Origin of the sequence: Streptomyces stelliscabiei, from assembly GCF_014873495.1 — a bacterium.
GTDB classification, from domain to species: domain Bacteria; phylum Actinomycetota; class Actinomycetes; order Streptomycetales; family Streptomycetaceae; genus Streptomyces; species Streptomyces bottropensis.
In genome coordinates this window covers 1,532,003-1,548,376 of the sequence record NZ_JADBGF010000001.1, presented here as the reverse complement: position 1 = coordinate 1,548,376, position 16,374 = coordinate 1,532,003, and the positions used below count along the sequence as shown (strand labels likewise).

Below are 16,374 nucleotides of genomic sequence, written 5' to 3'. Positions count from 1 at the left end.
GACTTCGCAGTCGAAGGCGCATCCGCAGGTCGAATGGCTGCGCCTCACGTGAATCACGGTACGGCGATCGCCGGTCGGCCCGTCCGGGCGTGTGGAAAACGGTGGACAGAGAGCCGATTGTGGATAACCGCGTCACCCGGAAGGGGGATGCACCAGCCCGAGTCCGTGAAACGCGGCGTTCCCGGGCCGCGTCACGGTCGCACCCCGGCCGTCGCCGGATCGTCCAGCACAGCGCGTACGACCGAGTGGGCCGCGCCCAGCAGAGGCCCCTCGGAGCCCAGGCGGGACACGGTGACGGCGCATGCCGGGCCGGCCGTCCGGCGGGCCAACTCCCGCTCCAGCGACGGCAGCAACCAGGGCGCGAGTGCGGCCAGAGCGCCGCCGAGCACCACGGTCTCGGGGTCCAGCAGATTGACCGCGCCGGTCAGCGCGATACCGAGTGCCGTACCGGCGCCGCGCAGGGCCCGGCGCACATCCTTGTCACCGGCCGCGGCCCGCTCCGCGAGGAACTCGACACGACGCTCTCCCGGTTCCAGGCCCGCGGCCCGCAGCACGGCCTCCTCACCGGCGTACTGCTCCAGACAACCGCGTCCACCGCAGGCGCAGCCGGGGCCTTCCGGGCGGACCGGGACATGCCCCAGCTCGCCCGCGAAACCGCGCGTTCCCCGCAGCAGCCGGCCGTCCACGACGACCGCACCGCCGATGCCGATCTCGGCGGAGACGTGCAGGAAGTCCCGCGGGGTGCCCTCGCCGAGCCAGAGTTCCGCGAGGCCGCCGAAGTTCGCCTCGTTGTCCACGGTCACCGGCAGGCCGCGGGGCAGCAGGGCGCCCAGGTCCGTGTCGTGCCAGTCGAGGTTGGGCGCGCGGACCACGGTCCGGGCGTCGCTCGCCACCAGCCCGGGCACGGCGACCGCGAGTCCCGCCGGCCACAGGCCCCCGCCCTCCGCCTCGGCGACCACCTGCCGGACCAGCCGGGTGAGGTCGTCGATGACCGGTTCGGGCGACCGGCCGCGGTTGGTGCCGTGCCGTACCGCCCGTGCCCGCACCTGCCCGCGCAGGTCCACGGCGCAGACCGCGAGGTGGTCGACCCCGATCTCCGCCCCGATCCCGGCGGGCCCGCGTCCGCTGAGGGCGAGCGCCGAGCCGGGCCGCCCGACCCGGCCGGGACGCTCGGGGCCCAGCTCTTCCAGGAGTCCCGAGCGGATCAGCTCGTCCACCAGGGTCGAGACGGCGGCCCGGGTCAGACCGATGCGGGAGGCGACCGCGGCCCGGGACAGCGGTCCCTCGGCGTTGACGGAATGCATGACCCGGGAGAGATTGCGGCGGCGCATGCCCTGCTGGTTGTCGGGCAGGCGACGCCCGGAGTCACCCGCGCGGGTTTCGTGCAGTGGTGCGGTCATGCCTCCCCCGGCTCCGGTCGGTGTGTCCTGGTGGGTGTCCTGTAGATCATGCAGGAATCGTATTTTCCCACGTCGGACACCCGGGTCCGGTCAGCTGCCGCCCGTCTCGCGCTCCAGCAGTGGCGCGGCGTCGGACAGGACCCCGGAGATCCTGGCCAGCGTCTCCTCGTCCCGCTCCACGGCCTCCAGCACCGGCCCCCGTGCCGTGTCCCAGCGGCGGGCGACCGCGGCCGGGTCCTCGCCGGTGAGCAGTCCGGCGGCCTGCGCGGCGGCGCCCAGGGCGACCAGTTCCTTGGCCTCGGGGACCTGCACGGCGCGCCCCGACAGACGGCGCACGGTCTGCTGCCAGGCCGTGCCCCGCGCGCCCCCGCCGATGAGCAGCAGCGGCGCGGAGGTGTCCGCGTCCGAGTCGAGCACCAGGTCGAGGGCGCCGAGCAGCGAGTGGACGGCACCGTCGTACGCGGCCTGCAGCAGCTGGCCGCCCGTCGTGTCGTGACGCAGTCCGTGCAGCAGGCCCGAGGCGTGCGGCAGGGCCGGGGTGCGCTCGCCGTCCAGATAGGGCAGGAGAGTGGCGCCGGTGTTCGGCTCCACGGCCTCGCGGTCCAGATGCAGCAGGGCGGCGATCCGGTCGACGGCCTGGGTGCAGTTCAGGGTGCAGGCCAGGGGAAGCCAGTCACCGTGCGCGTCGGCGAAGCCCGCCACCGTGCCGGTCGGGTCGGCGGGGCGGTGCCGGGAGACGGCGTACACCGTGCCGGAGGTGCCGAGGCTCAGCACCGGGGTGCCCGGGCGCAGCCCGAGCCCCAGCGCGGCGGCCGCGTTGTCGCCCGTACCGGCGGCGACCAGGGTGCCCCTGGCGAACGGCAGATCGTGCGCGTCCCGTACGGTCCCGGCGACCTCGCCCGGCCGGACCACGCGGGGCAGCAGCGCCGGGTCCAGCCCCACCCGGTCGAGGACCTCCGCGTCGTACGTCTCCGTCGCCGACGCCCACCATCCCGTGCCGGAGGCGTCACCGCGGTCGGTCGTGCCCTGACCGGTGAGACGCTCGGTGAGGTAGTCGTGCGGCAGACGTACGGCGGTCGTCGCGCGGATCGCCTCGGGCTCGTTCTCGACCAGCCAGGCCCACTTCGTGACCGTGAATGACGGGCCCGGCACGCTGCCGGCGCGCTCCGCCCAGGCCTTCGCACCGCCCAGTTCCTCCACCAGACGGGCGGCCTGGGGCGCCGAGCGGACGTCGTTCCACAGCAGCGCCGGACGGACCGGTTCGCCCCGGGCGTCGAGGGTGACGAGGCCGTGCTGCTGGCCGCCGATCGACACCGCGGAGGCTTCCCGCGCCGGCTCACCGCACTGGTGCAGTGCCTCGCGCAGCGCGTCCCACCACTGGCGCGGATCGCTCTCCCGGCCCGCACCGGAGGAGACGGTGTGCGGCGCTTGCCCGCTCGCCACCACCCGTCCGGTCGACGCGTCGACGACCAGGGCCTTGGTGGACTGTGTGGACGAGTCCACACCGACGACGAGCGGACCCTCGGCTGCTGACATCGGGCTTCTCCCTCTCACACGGCTCGTGACGTGCCGCTGACGCGGCCGGCGCCTCTGTCCGGCGACATCTTGCCTTCCCGGAGACGTGTCCGCATACTAATTTGTAAATCGCCATGACGAAATAGTCGGAGCGCAAGGAGCCGCGGCATGAACTACCAGCCCACCCCCGACGACAGGTTCACCTTCGGCCTGTGGACCGTCGGCTGGCAGGGACGGGACCCGTTCGGCGACGCCACCCGGCGCGCCCTCGACCCGGTCGAGACGGTGCAGCGCCTGGCCGAGCTCGGCGCCCACGGTGTGACCTTCCACGACGACGACCTGATCCCCTTCGGGTCCTCGGACACCGAGCGCGAGGAGCACATCAAGCGCTTCCGCGCGGCCCTGGACACCACCGGCATGACCGTGCCGATGGCGACCACCAACCTCTTCACGCACCCGGTCTTCAAGGACGGAGCGTTCACCGCCAACGACCGTGACGTCCGCCGGTACGCCCTGCGCAAGACCATCCGCAACATCGACCTGGCGGTCGAGCTGGGTGCCGAGATCTACGTCGCCTGGGGTGGCCGCGAGGGTGCCGAGTCCGGCGCCGCCAAGGACGTCCGGGACGCGCTCGACCGCATGAAGGAGGCCTTCGACCTCCTCGGCGAGTACGTGGTCTCCCAGGGCTACGACCTGAAGTTCGCTATCGAGCCCAAGCCGAACGAGCCGCGCGGCGACATCCTGCTCCCCACGGTCGGCCACGCCCTCGCGTTCATCGAGCGCCTGGAGCGCCCGGAGCTGTACGGCGTGAACCCCGAGGTCGGTCACGAGCAGATGGCCGGGCTGAACTTCCCGCACGGCATCGCGCAGGCCCTCTGGGCGGGCAAGCTCTTCCACATCGACCTCAACGGCCAGTCCGGCATCAAGTACGACCAGGACCTCCGCTTCGGCGCGGGCGACCTGCGCTCCGCCTTCTGGCTGGTCGATCTGCTGGAGAGCGCCGGATACGCGGGCCCCAAGCACTTCGACTTCAAGCCGCCGCGTACCGAGGACTTCGACGGCGTGTGGGCGTCGGCGGCCGGCTGCATGCGCAACTACCTGATCCTCAAGGAGCGTGCGGCGGCCTTCCGCGCGGACCCGGCGGTCCAGGAGGCCCTGCGCGCCGCGCGCCTGGACCAGCTGGCCCAGCCCACGGCCGCCGACGGTCTGCAGGCCCTGCTCGGGGACCGTACGGCCTTCGAGGAGTTCGACGCCGAGGCCGCGGCCGCGCGCGGTATGGCTTTCGAGCAGCTCGACCAGCTGGCCATGGACCACCTGCTGGGCGCGCGCGGCTGATCACGCGCGCGTGGGAGGCCTTTTCCGCTGACGCGGCAGAGGTCTCCCGCCACCCCGGTCGGGGTCCGCGGCGGTGTCCTTCTGTGCCTCCCTCGGTCGATCCCTGCACGGAATTCTTGGAGATCATGCGCTTCTTGGCGTGAGTCGTATCAACTTCCGAGCAGGGCTCGCGCCTTGGCCGTTCTGCGGCGACTGTGGTCGGTATGGGCATGCCGCCGACACCGTCCGAGCCGCGCCGGCCGCCGGAGGGCACACCGCCGCCCCACGGGGGAGGGTTCGGGCCGCCGGCAGGTGGCTTCGGGCCGCCGCCGGGGGATCCGGCCCGGGGACACACACCACCACCCGGGGCCTTCGGGCCGTATGCACAGGGTGGTTCCCTGCCCCCATCGGGGCAGGGCGGTGGCTGCCGGCCCCCGGGTCAGGGCGGGGGCCGGCAGCCACCCGATCCGCACGGCGGACCTCCTCCCGGTCGCCGACGTAACGTCCCACTCCTCGTGTCGGCCGTGATCATCGCCGTGGGCGCCGTCGTCGGCTTGGTGCTGGTCCTCCTCGGGGGCGAGGAATCGCCGGACGACCTGCCGTCGGGCGGAACCCACGGCGGTACGGGCCCTTCGCCCGTCCCCACCCCGTCGCTGAGCCTTCCCTCCGGACTGCCCAGCGACCTTCCGGCCCTTCCCTCGGGCTTCCCGAGCAACCTGCCCAGCGCGTTCCCGAGCGAGATTCCGAGCGACCTCGGCTCGCTCCTTCCCGACCCGGTCGGGGACGCCGAGTGAGGGAGAACCGCCGGGTCGCAGGGCCGGAGCGGTGGCTGCCCGCAGCGTGCACGACGGACGACCGACAGCGGCTCACGCGCGCGGATGACGTTGCGACCCGGACAGGCTCGCCGGCCCACCCCGCCCGACCCAGCTCGGGCCGCCCGGCCCGCTCACCCGGAACGGCCTCAGGCGTCGGCCTCGGCGCCGACGGATGCCAGTGCCGTCGCCGGATCCCGCGCCGCCGGGCCCGCGGGCACCCACCGCCCCCGCTCCGTGCGATAGGGCCACCAGCGGCCGTCCCGGCCCAGCCGCAGCTGGGCCGGGGCGCCGACCACGGTCCAGCGGTTGTGCGCGGCGCGCAGCTCGGGCCGTTCGTCCTCGTCCCAGGCCGTCGCCAGAGCGGCACGCGCGCGTGCGAGCGAGTCCGCCGGTGGGTGCCACTCCTCGTCCAGGACGGCGAGCCCGGCCGCCCCGCCGTAGCGCCAGGCCCGCACGGCCGGCTCAAGCCCTTCCCGGCCGCGCCCGGAGCCCTGACGAAGCCGTGCCATGATGCTCGGCCCCGGATCGCCGGAGGCCAGCCGCACCGCGTCCTGAGGGACGGTCGGCTCCACGTCCGGGGGCTGTCGCTCGTGGCCGGGACGGAGGGCCTCGGCCAGCATCCGATGGGCTTCCCGGGCCGTCCGCGCCGCCAGGAACTCCAGCGCGGCCGGGTCCACCCCGGGCGCGGGCGGGGTTTCGGTGTGCAGGGAGGCCGGCAGACCGGGCTCCGCCGGCAGCGGGGGCGGCTCGGGCAGCGGTGGAAGAATCCCGCCCGCCGCGAACGCCTCGGCGGCGTCCGGCCCGTCCTGGTGGCTGCCCCGGAGACCTTCCGGAGCCGGCTGTCCGTCCGCGACCGGGGCGACGCTGCGCACCTGCAGCTCGGCCAGGAGCGCGCGCTCGGCGCGCCCCCGCATCAGCAGCAGGACGAACGGGTCCTGGTCCAGCAGCCGGGCCACCTGGTGGCAGAGGGCCGCGGTGTGGCCGCAGTGGTCCCAGGCACCGCAGTCGCACTGCGCCTCCAGATCACCGAGGCCGGGCAACAGCTCGACCCCCGCGGCAGCGGCGTCCTCGACCAGATGCGGTGGCATCTCACGGTCGAGCAGAGCGGCGATGTGTCCGGCCCGCTCGACCGCCATGCCCACGAAACGGTCCCAGTGGTCCTCGGAGAGCTCCTGCAGCAGCACGTCGGCGCGGTGGGCGGTGCCGTCGCGGTCCTGGACGACCGCGGTGACGCGCCCCGGGCGCACCGACACCGCGCCCACGGCTCCCGCGCGCGCGAGCCTGCGCCCCGCCTTGACCTGTTGGCCGTCCAGGGCCGACTCCTCCAGCGCGTTCAACCAGGCCTGGCCCCACCACGTCCGCGCCGTACCTCGCCCGGGCGTGGGAGCGGGCACCGTGAACGTGCGCTCGTCGTCGTGTCCCGTGCGTTCCGTCATCGTGCGTCCCCTCGCAGCTCGACCAGGTCGGCCAGTTCGACGTCGGACAACTCGGTGAGCGCCGTGTCGCCGCCGCCCAGCACCGCGTCGGCCAACTCCCGCTTGCGCAGGAGCATCTCCGCGATGCGGTCCTCGATCGTCCCTTCCGTGACCAGTCGGTGCACCTGCACCGGACGGGTCTGGCCGATGCGGTACGCCCGGTCCGTGGCCTGCGCCTCGACGGCAGGGTTCCACCAGCGGTCGTAGTGCACGACATGTTCGGCACGGGTCAGGTTCAGCCCCGTGCCGGCGGCCTTCAACGACAGCAGGAAGACGGGCACTTCGCCCTCCTGGAAGCGCTCGACCATCGTCTCGCGCTCGGTGACCGGTGTCCCGCCGTGCAGGAACAGCGTGGGCACACCTCGTGCCGCCAGATGACGTTCCAGGAGCCGTGCCATCCGGACGTACTGTGTGAACACCAGCACGCCCGCCCCTTCGGCGAGGATCGTGTCCAGCAGTTCGTCCAGCAACTCCGTCTTCCCGGATCTGCCCGCGATGCGTGGTCGTTCCTCCTTGAGGTACTGGGCCGGATGGTTGCAGATCTGCTTCAGCCCGGTCAGCAGCTTCACGATCAGTCCGCGGCGCTCCATGCCGTCGGCGTCGGCGATCTCCGCCGTCGTCTCGCGGACCAACGCCTCGTACAGCCCGACCTGTTCCCTGGTGAGCGACACGGTCCGATCGGTCTCGGTCTTCGGTGGGAGCTCCGGCGCGATGCCCGGGTCCGACTTGCGTCGGCGCAGCAGGAACGGCCGTACGAGGCGGGTGAGCCGCTCCGCCGCGACGGGATCCCGGCCTCCTTCCACGGCCTGCGCGTACCGGGTGCGGAAGGTGCCGAGCGAGCCGAGGAGGCCTGGAGTGGTCCAGTCGAGGATCGCCCACAGTTCGGAGAGGTTGTTCTCCACCGGCGTGCCGGTGAGCGCCACGCGCGCGCGGGCCCCGATCGTGCGCAGTTCCTTCGCCGTGGCCGAGTAGGGGTTCTTCATGTGCTGGGCCTCGTCCGCCACGACCATGCCCCAGGACACGTCGGCCAGGCTCGGAGCGTCGAGTCGCATCGTGCCGTACGTGGTGAGGACGAACTCACCGTCGCCGAGCCCGTCCAGGCCACGCACGGATCCGTGGAAGCGGCGCACCGGGACGCCCGGCGCGAACTTCTCGATCTCCCGCTGCCAGTTGCCCATGAGCGAGGCCGGACAGACCACGAGAGTGGGCCCGGCCGACGCGGTGTCCGCCTGTCGGTGCAGATGGAGCGCGATCAGGGTGATCGTCTTGCCCAGGCCCATGTCGTCGGCGAGACAGCCGCCGAGGCCGAGGGAGGTCATCCGGGCCAGCCAGTCGAGGCCACGCAGCTGGTAGTCCCGCAGTGTCGCGGCCAGCCCGGACGGCTGCCCGACCGGCACCTGCCCCTCGGGGTCCGACAGCCGCTCCCGGAGTGTCGCCAGCCACCCCGTGGGCCGCACGTCGACCATCCGGCCGTCGACCTCCGTGGAGCCCGTCAGAGCGGCGCCGAGCGCGTCGAGAGGCGACACCTTGTGGTCCCGTCGCGCACGCGCGTGGCGGATCTCCGCCGGGTCCACCAGGACCCACCGGTCGCGCAGCCGCACCATGGGCCGGTTCGCCTCCGCCAGCTGGTCCAACTCCTGCCGGGTGAGCCGCTGGTCGCCCAGGGCGAACCACCAGTCGAAGGTGAGCAGTGCGTCGGAGGACAGGTACGACGGGGTGGCCGACGGCGCGGTCGCGGGGCCGTGCTGCTCGTCGCCGTCCGGTGGGCCGATGACCGCGCGGGCTGTCAGCCCGCGCGCCAGTTCCTTCGGCCAGTGCACGTCGACGCCTGCCGTTGCCAGCAGCTCGGCGCCCTCACCGAGCAGCTCGGCGACCTCCTCGTCGGCGAGTTCCACCGCGTCCGGCACGGCTGCCGACAGCAACGGGGTGAGTGGCGGCCAGGCGCGGACCGCGCGGCGCAGCGCCGACAGGGCGTCCATCCGCGCGCGGGGGCCGAAGGGCCCGGTGGCGGCCCACACGGCGGAGGCGTCCGCGACGAGCGCCGGGTCGCTCAGGCTGTGCAGCTGCGGGACGGCGCGGAACGTCGGCGCGGCCCCGCCCGCCCCGTCGGCGCGGACCGAGGTGAGCCCCAGGACCTCGACGCGCAGCGAGACGCGGACCCCCGAGTCGTGCCCGGAGGCCACGTCCGCGGCCCAGGCACGTTGCTCGGGGACGTACTGGGGCTCACGTGCGGCGAAGGCAGGGCCGGCCGCCGCGATGCCGGCGGCGGGGGAGCGGGGCAGTGTGTCGATGACGGCGTCGAGGAACTCGCGCAGCAGCCGCTCCGGATCGGGCAGCCGCAACGGCTCGCCGTGGTCGACGGGCACCGCGTGTGCCTCGGGCGGCATCGCGGCGGCCAGCTCCCTCACCCGGTCCACGTCCTGCGCGCGCAGCGGACCGGCCCGCCAGGCGTCATGGCCGCTCGCGGTCACACCGGGCAACAGCAGCCCGCGCGCGGCGAACTGGAGTGCCAGCACAGAGGCCGCGCCCCAGAACGCGGTCGCCCGGTCGGACTCCGTGGCGGCACGCGCGCGCGTGAGCACCGGCAGCGCGGTACGTACCGGGAGCGACACGGCGGGCACCGTCACCTGCCGGACGCCGCCACCGCCGGGCAGGACGACGGTCATCTCCCCGGTGGTGCTGTGGGCCACCGGGGGCGGCGCCGAGCCGTCCGTCCGCCAGAAGGACACGCGGCCGGTACGGGCGGGGTCCGCCGCGACGAAGACGGCGTGGCAGCGGGTCAGCTCGTCGATGTCGGAAGGAGATGCCACGGGGTTCGTCGGCACAGGGATACTGAACTCCTCAAATTTGACTACCTAGCCAGAATCGCCGAGGTTACCTCGCTTCAAACCCTGGACGGGTCCGCAAAGAAGTGACGTGGGTCACTTTTGCCCGTCAGCGGTGAGGGCATCTCAGGGTTGTACGGGGGTTCGACTCAGGGGCGTGTCAGGGTCGTGGTCCGGAACCGCGGGGACTCCGCTCCCGTTTTCAGGACAGAGAGCGGCAATGGCCGCGAAGGAGGCGACCGAGATGTCGAAGAGTACGAAGATCGTCGCGGGGGGTGCGACCATCGGGATCGTCCTGCTGATCCTGTTGCCCTTCCCGTTCTGGGCCAATCTCCTGATAGTCCTGGGGATCCCCACGGCCGCGTACCTCGCGCTGGATCCCTCGCAGCGTCGCAGGCTGCGTCGGGTGGGCCGCAAGGAGCTCGGCCGCTGAGTTCCCGCCGGCCCGCACGCGGGCCGGCGGCACGTCCGGCTCAGTTGGGGCGTACGGCGATCTTGTCGAGGGATTCCAGGAGGCCGGGCAGTTCCGGTCCCCGTCCCACCGGCAGGACCTCGCCGGGCTCCTCGTCGAGAAGGACGAACGCGATGTCGTCGGTCCTGGCCACCATCGACCAGCCGGGACCGTCGGCGCGGAGCGTCCGGGCGTCGCCCGGCGCGAAGGAGGAGCGGACGCGCCCGAGGGGCGGCGGGGACTCCACGTACGCGCGAGCCTCGGCGAGGACGCGACGGATGCCCGTGCGAGGGATGCCCTGGTCCTTGCCAAAGTCTGTCGGAGCCCCGCCCGCGGTCGCGTCACCTGACGCCGTCGCGTCACCCGTTGCCGCCCGGTCCGCGCCGTCCTGCCCGGCGAACGCGGCGTCGTCGATCTGCTCCCGCCACGTGGACCACTGCAGCGCTATCTCGTCGGCTCCCAGGCGTCGCTGGGCGGGCCCCCAGGTGCCGGTGTCCGGCGGACTCAGCGGGGGCAGGTCCGATACCTCCGGGTCGGGATCGTGCGGGGCGGGCACCCCTGGAGCCGCCACCGCCACGGCGAGGGGCCAGCCGGGCAGCGCCGCCACGACCGAGTGCTCATCGGGTGAGAGGTCGTACTCCATGCCGCAGTCCCATGAGGCGATGGCCACGGCTACCAGCGACACGTCGTCCACCGCCACCGTCCACCGGGCACCTTCGCCGTCCTGCCCCAGGACGATTCCGTACCCGTCGGCGAGCGGGGCGAGACCGAGGGCCGCGCAGGCCTCCGGATAGTCGTCGCCCAGCACGCTGGGAAAGTTCGCGGGCGTGAGCAGTACCGCCGTCAGCACGTACAGTGCGTCGTCGTCCCCGGCGGTGACGGCGTCGTCGTCCGTCCCGGCCATGCCGGCCTCCCATTGCTCTCGCTCGTCCGTCGGCGCACCCTAATGCGCCCGACGTGCCCTTGTCACGAGCGGGTACCCGGTGCGGAGCCGCAGGTGTCCGGGTGGACGGGGCGAATCGACCGAGACCCCACTCGTTCAGGCGGCGGGCAGCCCCAGAAGCGACCGCGCCACCGCCTGTGGGGACTCGTCCCGCTCCCGCGCGAGTGCGATGACCGCCCGGCACGCCAGTTCGCTGACCCCGAACGACAGGGCCTCGGGGGACACCCAGGTCACTGCCTCGTCGACCTGCTCCTGGTCGTCCTCGGCGGACGCGGAGATGTAGACGGCGGCCGCCTCGAACAGGTTGTGCGTGCGTTTCGCCTCCTGCGCGGTGTTCTCGGTGCGCAACGAGTCGAAGAATCTGCCGAAGGACTTGCGAACACTCTCGAACATATGGGCTACATACCCGCTGCGTCGGTGTCACAGCCGTCCTCGACGACGTAGAGACGGGGTCGCGGTCGCAGAAGGGGGAGGGCGGGCCGACGCACGTGCGACCGGCACGTGCGGGACGCCGGGCGGATCGGGCCCACCCGGGCCGTCCCGGGGCTCAGTCCACGCGCGCGGCGAGTGCGAGGAATCGGGTGTCCTCGTCGGCGTACGACGTCATGCGCCAGCCCGCGGCGGCCAGCAGCGGTTCGAGGTTGTCCTCGGCCCGCAGGTCCTCAGGGGTGATCCGCCGCCCCTGCCGCGCCGCGAGCGCCGCCCGGCCGATGGGGTGGAAGAGCGCGAGCGTGCCGCCCGGCCGGACCACCCTCGCCAGCTCCCGCAGGTTCTCGGCCGGATGCGGAAGGTGTGCGACGAGGCCCGCAGCGAACACCGCGTCCAATGACTCCGTGCGCAGCGGCAGCGCGGCCACGTCGGCGAGCAGCAACTGCCCGTCGCGGTCCCGTCCGGCCCGTGCGGCGGCCTCCAGCATGGCGGGTGTCAGATCCGCCCCGAGCACCACTCCGGAGGGCCCCACGGCGTCGCGCAACGGCGTCAGGGCCCGACCCGTGCCGCACCCCGCGTCCAGCACCCGGTCGCCCGCGCGCAGACCGAGGTCGGCGACCGCGGCGGCGTAGGCGGGGCCGTCGTCGGGGAACCGGGTGTCCCAGTGCGCCGCCCGTGCCGTGAAGAACTCCTGGACATGTGTGTGGTCGTCACTCATGCCCCGCATGATCCCGCACCGGAACAGCTCAGAAGACGACGCACACGTTCAGGCGGCAGGCGATCGTTCCAGTGCATATATGCGCCACATTCCACCACCTTTCGAAATGCGCCCCCTCCGTGCTCCCGTGCCCCCACTAGCGTCCCGGAGCCATGGGACACCTGGACCACGCCACCTTCGGCTGGCTTACCCCCGCGCTGTCGTACGTCATGGCCTCCATCGGCGCCGCGCTCGGCCTGCGCTGCACGGTCCGCGCACTCGGCACCACCGGCAGCTCCCGCCGCAACTGGCTCGTCACCGCGGCGTCGGCGATCGGCACCGGTATCTGGACCATGCACTTCGTGGCGATGCTCGGCTTCGGCGTCAGCGGCACCGAGATCCGTTACGACGTGCCGCTGACCATCCTGAGCCTCCTCGTCGCCATGACCGTGGTCTGCGGCGGAGTGTTCGCCGTCGGCCACAGCCGCGACCGGGGCCGGGCCCTCCTCCTGGGCGGGCTCGCCACCGGCCTCGGCGTCGCGAGCATGCACTACCTGGGCATGGCCGCCGTCCGGCTGCACGGCGACGTGACCTACGACCCGGCACTGGTCGCGCTCTCCGTCGGGATCGCCGTGGTCGCCGCGACGGCCGCCCTCTGGGCGGCGCTCAACATCGAGTCGCCCCTCGCTGTCACCGTCGCGTCCCTGGTCATGGGTGCGGCGGTGAGCAGCATGCACTACACCGCGATGTGGGCGGTGCGGGTGGAGGTCACTCCGTCCGGGGCGGTCCTGCCCGGGGCCACGGCGATGCAGTTCATCTTCCCCCTCGCCGTCGGCCTCGGGTCCTACCTCTTCCTCACCTCGGCGTTCGTCGCGCTGTCGCCCACGGCAGGGGAGCGGGAGGCGTCCGCGTCGGCCCAACGGCCGGTCGAGAACGCCGCCGCCCACTAGCCGCGCGCCGGCCTTCCGTTCCCGCCCCCGAACCACTCCGATCGAGGAGGCCATGCGTACACCCCGCACCACCCCGACAGCCGGCGCCGAGCCGCCGCCCCGGCCCGCCGTCCGCGGCCGCCGCGCCCACGCCGGACCTCCCGCCGACGAGCGCTTCGACCCCGACGAGACCGGCGCCCCGACGACCGGGCCGCCGCTGCGCGCGGGACGCCGGCACATACGCCCCCGCACCGTCCGGGCCAAGATCGTCTGCCTGCTGATGGTGCCCGTCGTCTCCCTGCTCGCCCTGTGGGCGTACGCCACCGTCACCACCGCCCAGGACATCGCCCGCATCAGGCAGTCGCAGCGCGTCGACGCCTCCGTACGCGGCCCCGTCGCCGACGCCGTCGCGGCGCTCCAGGCCGAGCGCGTGGCCGCCGTGCGCTACGCCACCAGACCCACCACGCAGGGCGAGAACGAGCTGCGGACCACGGCGAGACACACCGGCCGGGCGCTCGACGCACTGCGCCTGGGGGACCGCCACACCGTCGCCGACGGCGCCGACCTGCCGCCAGGAGTCGCCGAACGGCTCGCCGGGTTCGTGACCGGCGCCGACCGGCTGAGCGCGCTGCGCACGTCGGTGCTCGACCGCCGGACCGGCTGGACCGAGACGTACGAGCGCTACACCACGACCATCGCCACCGCCTTCGGCGTGGGCGGCGCGCTCACCGGCATCCAGGACGCCGAAGTCGGCTCCGACGCGCGCGTGCTGCTGGAGTTCTCCCGCGCCGCGGAGGCACTGGCCCAGGAGGACACGGTCCTGGCCGGCGCCCGCCTGGCCGGAACCCTCGACCGTGAGCGGCTGCGCCTGTTCACCGGCGCCGTCGACACCCGCCGCACCCTGACCGAGGCCGCCGGTGCCGACCTGCGCGGCCCCGAACGGGCCGCCTGGCAGGAACTCTCCGGTGCACGCGCCTACGCCGACCTGCGCGCCGTCGAGGACGAGGTGGCCGCGAGACGCCCCGGAGCCCAGGCGCTCGGCGCCGCCCCCGAAGCGGCCTGGAAGTCCGCCCACGCGCGCGTGCGCGACGGCATGCGCGGCATCGAGTCCGACGCCGGACGCGAAACCGACGATTCCGCCGGCCCGTTCACCCGCGCCCTGCTCACCCCGGCGGGAGCCGCCGTACTCCTCGGCCTCGCCGCCGTCGCCGCGTCGCTCGTCATCTCCGTACGCATCGGACGCGGCCTGGTCGTCGAGCTGGTCAGGCTGCGCAACGACGCCCTGGAGATCGCCCGCCGCAAACTGCCCCACGCCATGCGGAGACTGCGCGCCGGGGAGGAGATCGACGTCGACACCGAGGCCCCGCCCGGACCGCCCGCGGAGGACGAGACCGGTCAGGTCGCGGAAGCACTCGGCACCGTCCACCGAGCGGCCCTCCACGCCGCCGTCGAGCGCGCCGAACTCGCCGGCGGCATCTCGGGCGTCTTCGTCAACCTCGCCCGTCGCAGTCAGATCCTCGTCCACCGCCAACTGAGCCTGCTCGACAGCATGGAACGCCGCTCCGACGACCCCGACGAACTCAGCGACCTCTTCCGCCTCGACCACCTCACCACCCGCATGCGACGCCACGCTGAAAGCCTGATCATCCTCTCCGGGGCCGCTCCGGGGCGCGCCTGGCGTCTGCCCGTCTCGCTGACCAACGTGGTCCGCGCCGCCGTCTCCGAGATCGAGGACTACGCGCGCGTGGAGGTACGGCAGCTCCCCGAAGCGAAGATCGCCGGCGCCGCGGTGGCCGACCTCACCCACCTCCTGGCGGAACTCGTGGAGAACGCCGCCCAGTTCTCACCGCCCCACACGCGCGTGCGGATCACCGGCGAACCGGTCGGCAACGGATACGCCGTCGAGGTCGAGGACCGGGGCCTCGGCATGGGCAAGGAGACCCTGCTCGAGGCCAACCGCCGCATCGAACAGTCCGAGGCCCTGGACCTGTTCGACAGCGACCGCCTCGGCCTCTTCGTGGTGAGCCGTCTCTCCGCCCGCCACGACATCAAGGTCCACCTGCGCACCTCGCCCTACGGCGGCACCACCGCGGTGGTCCTCCTCCCCACCACCCTGCTCCACGACGGCGTGCCGGAACGTTCCCCTCGCGCCGCCGCCGAGGCGCGGCCGCGGCCCACGGAACGCGAGTACGCGCGCGTGGCCGCCGCCCCGCACCAGGAACCCGTCGAACAGGCCGCGGACCGGCGCGCCCTCATGGCCCCCCTCGCCTCCGCCGGGCCGGCCGCGGCTCGCGGCGGTGCGGACGGCCCGCCCGAGCCGCCGCCCGGCGTCACCGCCCTGCGGCCCCACCGCCCCGCACCGGAACCGGACAGTGCCGGCGAACTGCCGCGCCGTGTGCGTCAGGCGCACCTCGCACCCCAACTCCGTCGACAGCGCGACGGGCAACCCACTCCGACGACGACCTCCCTGCCGGACGACACACGCACGCCGGAGCTCGTACGGGACCGCATGGCGGCCTACCGCGACGGCTGGGCGCGAGGCGGCGGCAGAGCACCCGGCAGGGGCGTCACCCACAGCCCCGCGACGGGCAGTGACAGCAGCGAAGGAGACCCCGCATGATCCACGACCCGAGCACCAGGGCCACCGAGCGGTCCGGTGAACTCGACTGGCTGCTGGACGACCTGGTGCTGCGCGTGCACGAGGTACGGCACGCCGTGGTCCTGTCCAACGACGGGCTCGCCGTCGGCGCCTCCGGCGACCTCACCCGCGAGGACGCCGAACACCTCGCCGCCGTCGCCTCCGGCTTCCACAGCCTCGCCAAGGGCACGGGCCGCCACTTCGGCGCCGGTGGCGTACGCCAGACCATGGTGGAGATGGACGACGGCTTCCTCTTCGTGGCGGCCGCCGGCGACGGTTCCTGTCTCGCCGTCCTCACCTCGGTCACCGCCGACATCGGGCTGGTGGGCTACGAGATGGCGCGGCTGGTGAAACGCGTCGGAGAGCACCTCCGCACACCGACCCGTGCCGGCGCCCGGCCCGCGGCCGGATGAACAAGGAACGGGCCGTGCTCATGACCGAGGGCAGCACAGACGCTTCGCAGGAGCCGTCGGGCAGCCGGTGGTTCGACAACGAGGCCGGGCCGCTCGTCCGCCCCTACGCCATGACGGGCGGCCGCACCAAGTCCGGCCCGAGCGGGGCCCGTTTCGACCTCATCGCGCTGGTCACGCTCGACGCGGACGCACCCGGCGCCGACGACGACCTGCTCGGCCCCGAGCACCGCGCACTCGTCGAACTGTGCCGTACCGAGACCCAGTCGGTCGCCGAACTCGCCGCGGGCACCGACCTGCCCGTCGGTGTGGTGCGGGTCCTCCTCGGCGACCTCCTGGAGCTGCGCAGGGTCACCGTCAGCCGTCCCGTTCCCCCCGCGCAGCTTCCGGACGAGCGGATCCTGCGCGAGGTGATCGAAGGGCTCAAGGCGCTGTAGACGCACAGGCACATAGGTCCAGCCCGGACCGACTTGTGCACCGAACCGGTCACCGAACACGCACGAATGTGGTCGGTGACATGAAAAACCGGTCCA

Annotated in this window: 14 protein-coding genes; 7 read left to right on the top strand and 7 right to left on the bottom strand. The window is 73.4% G+C overall.

All coding sequences use genetic code 11. The features are described 5' to 3' along the window. Window positions 1-191 precede the first annotated feature (191 nt). Entirely contained in the window at window positions 192-1,400 is a 1,209-nt protein-coding gene (locus H4687_RS06695) for an ROK family transcriptional regulator (protein WP_046912579.1), read from the bottom strand. Window positions 1,401-1,490: 90 nt separating this feature from the next. Then, entirely contained in the window at window positions 1,491-2,936 is a 1,446-nt protein-coding gene (gene xylB / locus H4687_RS06690) for a xylulokinase (RefSeq protein WP_046912580.1), read from the bottom strand. Window positions 2,937-3,083: 147 nt separating this feature from the next. On the opposite strand from xylB, the gene xylA reads away from it, so the two are divergent. Next, window positions 3,084-4,250 (top strand): xylose isomerase, encoded by a 1,167-nt coding sequence (xylA, locus tag H4687_RS06685; RefSeq protein WP_046912581.1) that lies wholly within the window; start codon window positions 3,084-3,086, stop codon window positions 4,248-4,250. A 494-nt stretch (window positions 4,251-4,744) separates the two neighbouring features. Beyond that, window positions 4,745-5,023: a hypothetical protein gene (locus H4687_RS06680; protein WP_046912582.1), complete on the top strand. Its 279-nt coding sequence runs from the start codon at window positions 4,745-4,747 to the stop codon at window positions 5,021-5,023. 167 nt (window positions 5,024-5,190) lie between these two features. On the opposite strand, the gene H4687_RS06675 is transcribed toward H4687_RS06680, so the two are convergent. Then, entirely contained in the window at window positions 5,191-6,480 is a 1,290-nt protein-coding gene (locus H4687_RS06675) for an SWIM zinc finger family protein (protein WP_046912583.1), read from the bottom strand. After that, window positions 6,477-9,344 carry a DEAD/DEAH box helicase gene (locus tag H4687_RS06670; RefSeq protein WP_046912584.1) on the bottom strand — a complete coding sequence of 956 codons (2,868 nt, stop codon included), beginning with the start codon at window positions 9,342-9,344 and terminating at the stop codon, window positions 6,477-6,479. Before H4687_RS06670 ends, H4687_RS06675 begins: the two co-directional genes overlap by 4 nt. Before the next feature lie 244 nt (window positions 9,345-9,588). Here H4687_RS06670 and H4687_RS06665 point away from each other — a divergent pair, with 244 nt between their 5' ends. Beyond that, window positions 9,589-9,777: a hypothetical protein gene (locus tag H4687_RS06665; protein WP_046912605.1), complete on the top strand. Its 189-nt coding sequence runs from the start codon at window positions 9,589-9,591 to the stop codon at window positions 9,775-9,777. Between the two features lie 40 nt (window positions 9,778-9,817). Here H4687_RS06665 and H4687_RS06660 read toward each other — a convergent pair whose 3' ends face one another. From H4687_RS06660 to H4687_RS06650, 3 genes are all read right to left on the bottom strand, one after another. After that, window positions 9,818-10,699: a hypothetical protein gene (locus H4687_RS06660; RefSeq protein WP_046912585.1), complete on the bottom strand. Its 882-nt coding sequence runs from the start codon at window positions 10,697-10,699 to the stop codon at window positions 9,818-9,820. 135 nt (window positions 10,700-10,834) lie between these two features. After that, complete coding sequence (locus tag H4687_RS06655; protein ID WP_046912586.1) at window positions 10,835-11,131, bottom strand: hypothetical protein; 297 nt, start codon at window positions 11,129-11,131, stop codon at window positions 10,835-10,837. A gap of 154 nt (window positions 11,132-11,285) precedes the next feature. After that, window positions 11,286-11,885: a class I SAM-dependent methyltransferase gene (locus tag H4687_RS06650; protein ID WP_046912587.1), complete on the bottom strand. Its 600-nt coding sequence runs from the start codon at window positions 11,883-11,885 to the stop codon at window positions 11,286-11,288. A gap of 152 nt (window positions 11,886-12,037) precedes the next feature. Here H4687_RS06650 and H4687_RS06645 point away from each other — a divergent pair, with 152 nt between their 5' ends. From H4687_RS06645 to H4687_RS06630, 4 genes are read left to right on the top strand one after another with little or no spacing between them, the layout of a single operon-like run. Beyond that, the gene (locus H4687_RS06645) at window positions 12,038-12,814 is read left to right on the top strand and encodes an MHYT domain-containing protein (RefSeq protein WP_046912588.1); all 777 of its coding nucleotides are present in this window, start codon (window positions 12,038-12,040) and stop codon (window positions 12,812-12,814) included. Between the two features lie 52 nt (window positions 12,815-12,866). Beyond that, window positions 12,867-15,413, top strand: coding sequence for a sensor histidine kinase (locus H4687_RS06640; protein WP_046912589.1), 2,547 nt, complete (start codon window positions 12,867-12,869; stop codon window positions 15,411-15,413). Continuing rightward, window positions 15,410-15,844, top strand: a complete 435-nt coding sequence (locus tag H4687_RS06635) for a roadblock/LC7 domain-containing protein (protein WP_046912590.1) — start codon at window positions 15,410-15,412, stop codon at window positions 15,842-15,844. The genes H4687_RS06640 and H4687_RS06635 overlap by 4 nt, the downstream gene beginning before the upstream one ends. Before the next feature lie 20 nt (window positions 15,845-15,864). Continuing rightward, the gene (locus H4687_RS06630) at window positions 15,865-16,278 is read left to right on the top strand and encodes a DUF742 domain-containing protein (RefSeq protein WP_046912606.1); all 414 of its coding nucleotides are present in this window, start codon (window positions 15,865-15,867) and stop codon (window positions 16,276-16,278) included. Window positions 16,279-16,374: the final 96 nt, after the last annotated feature.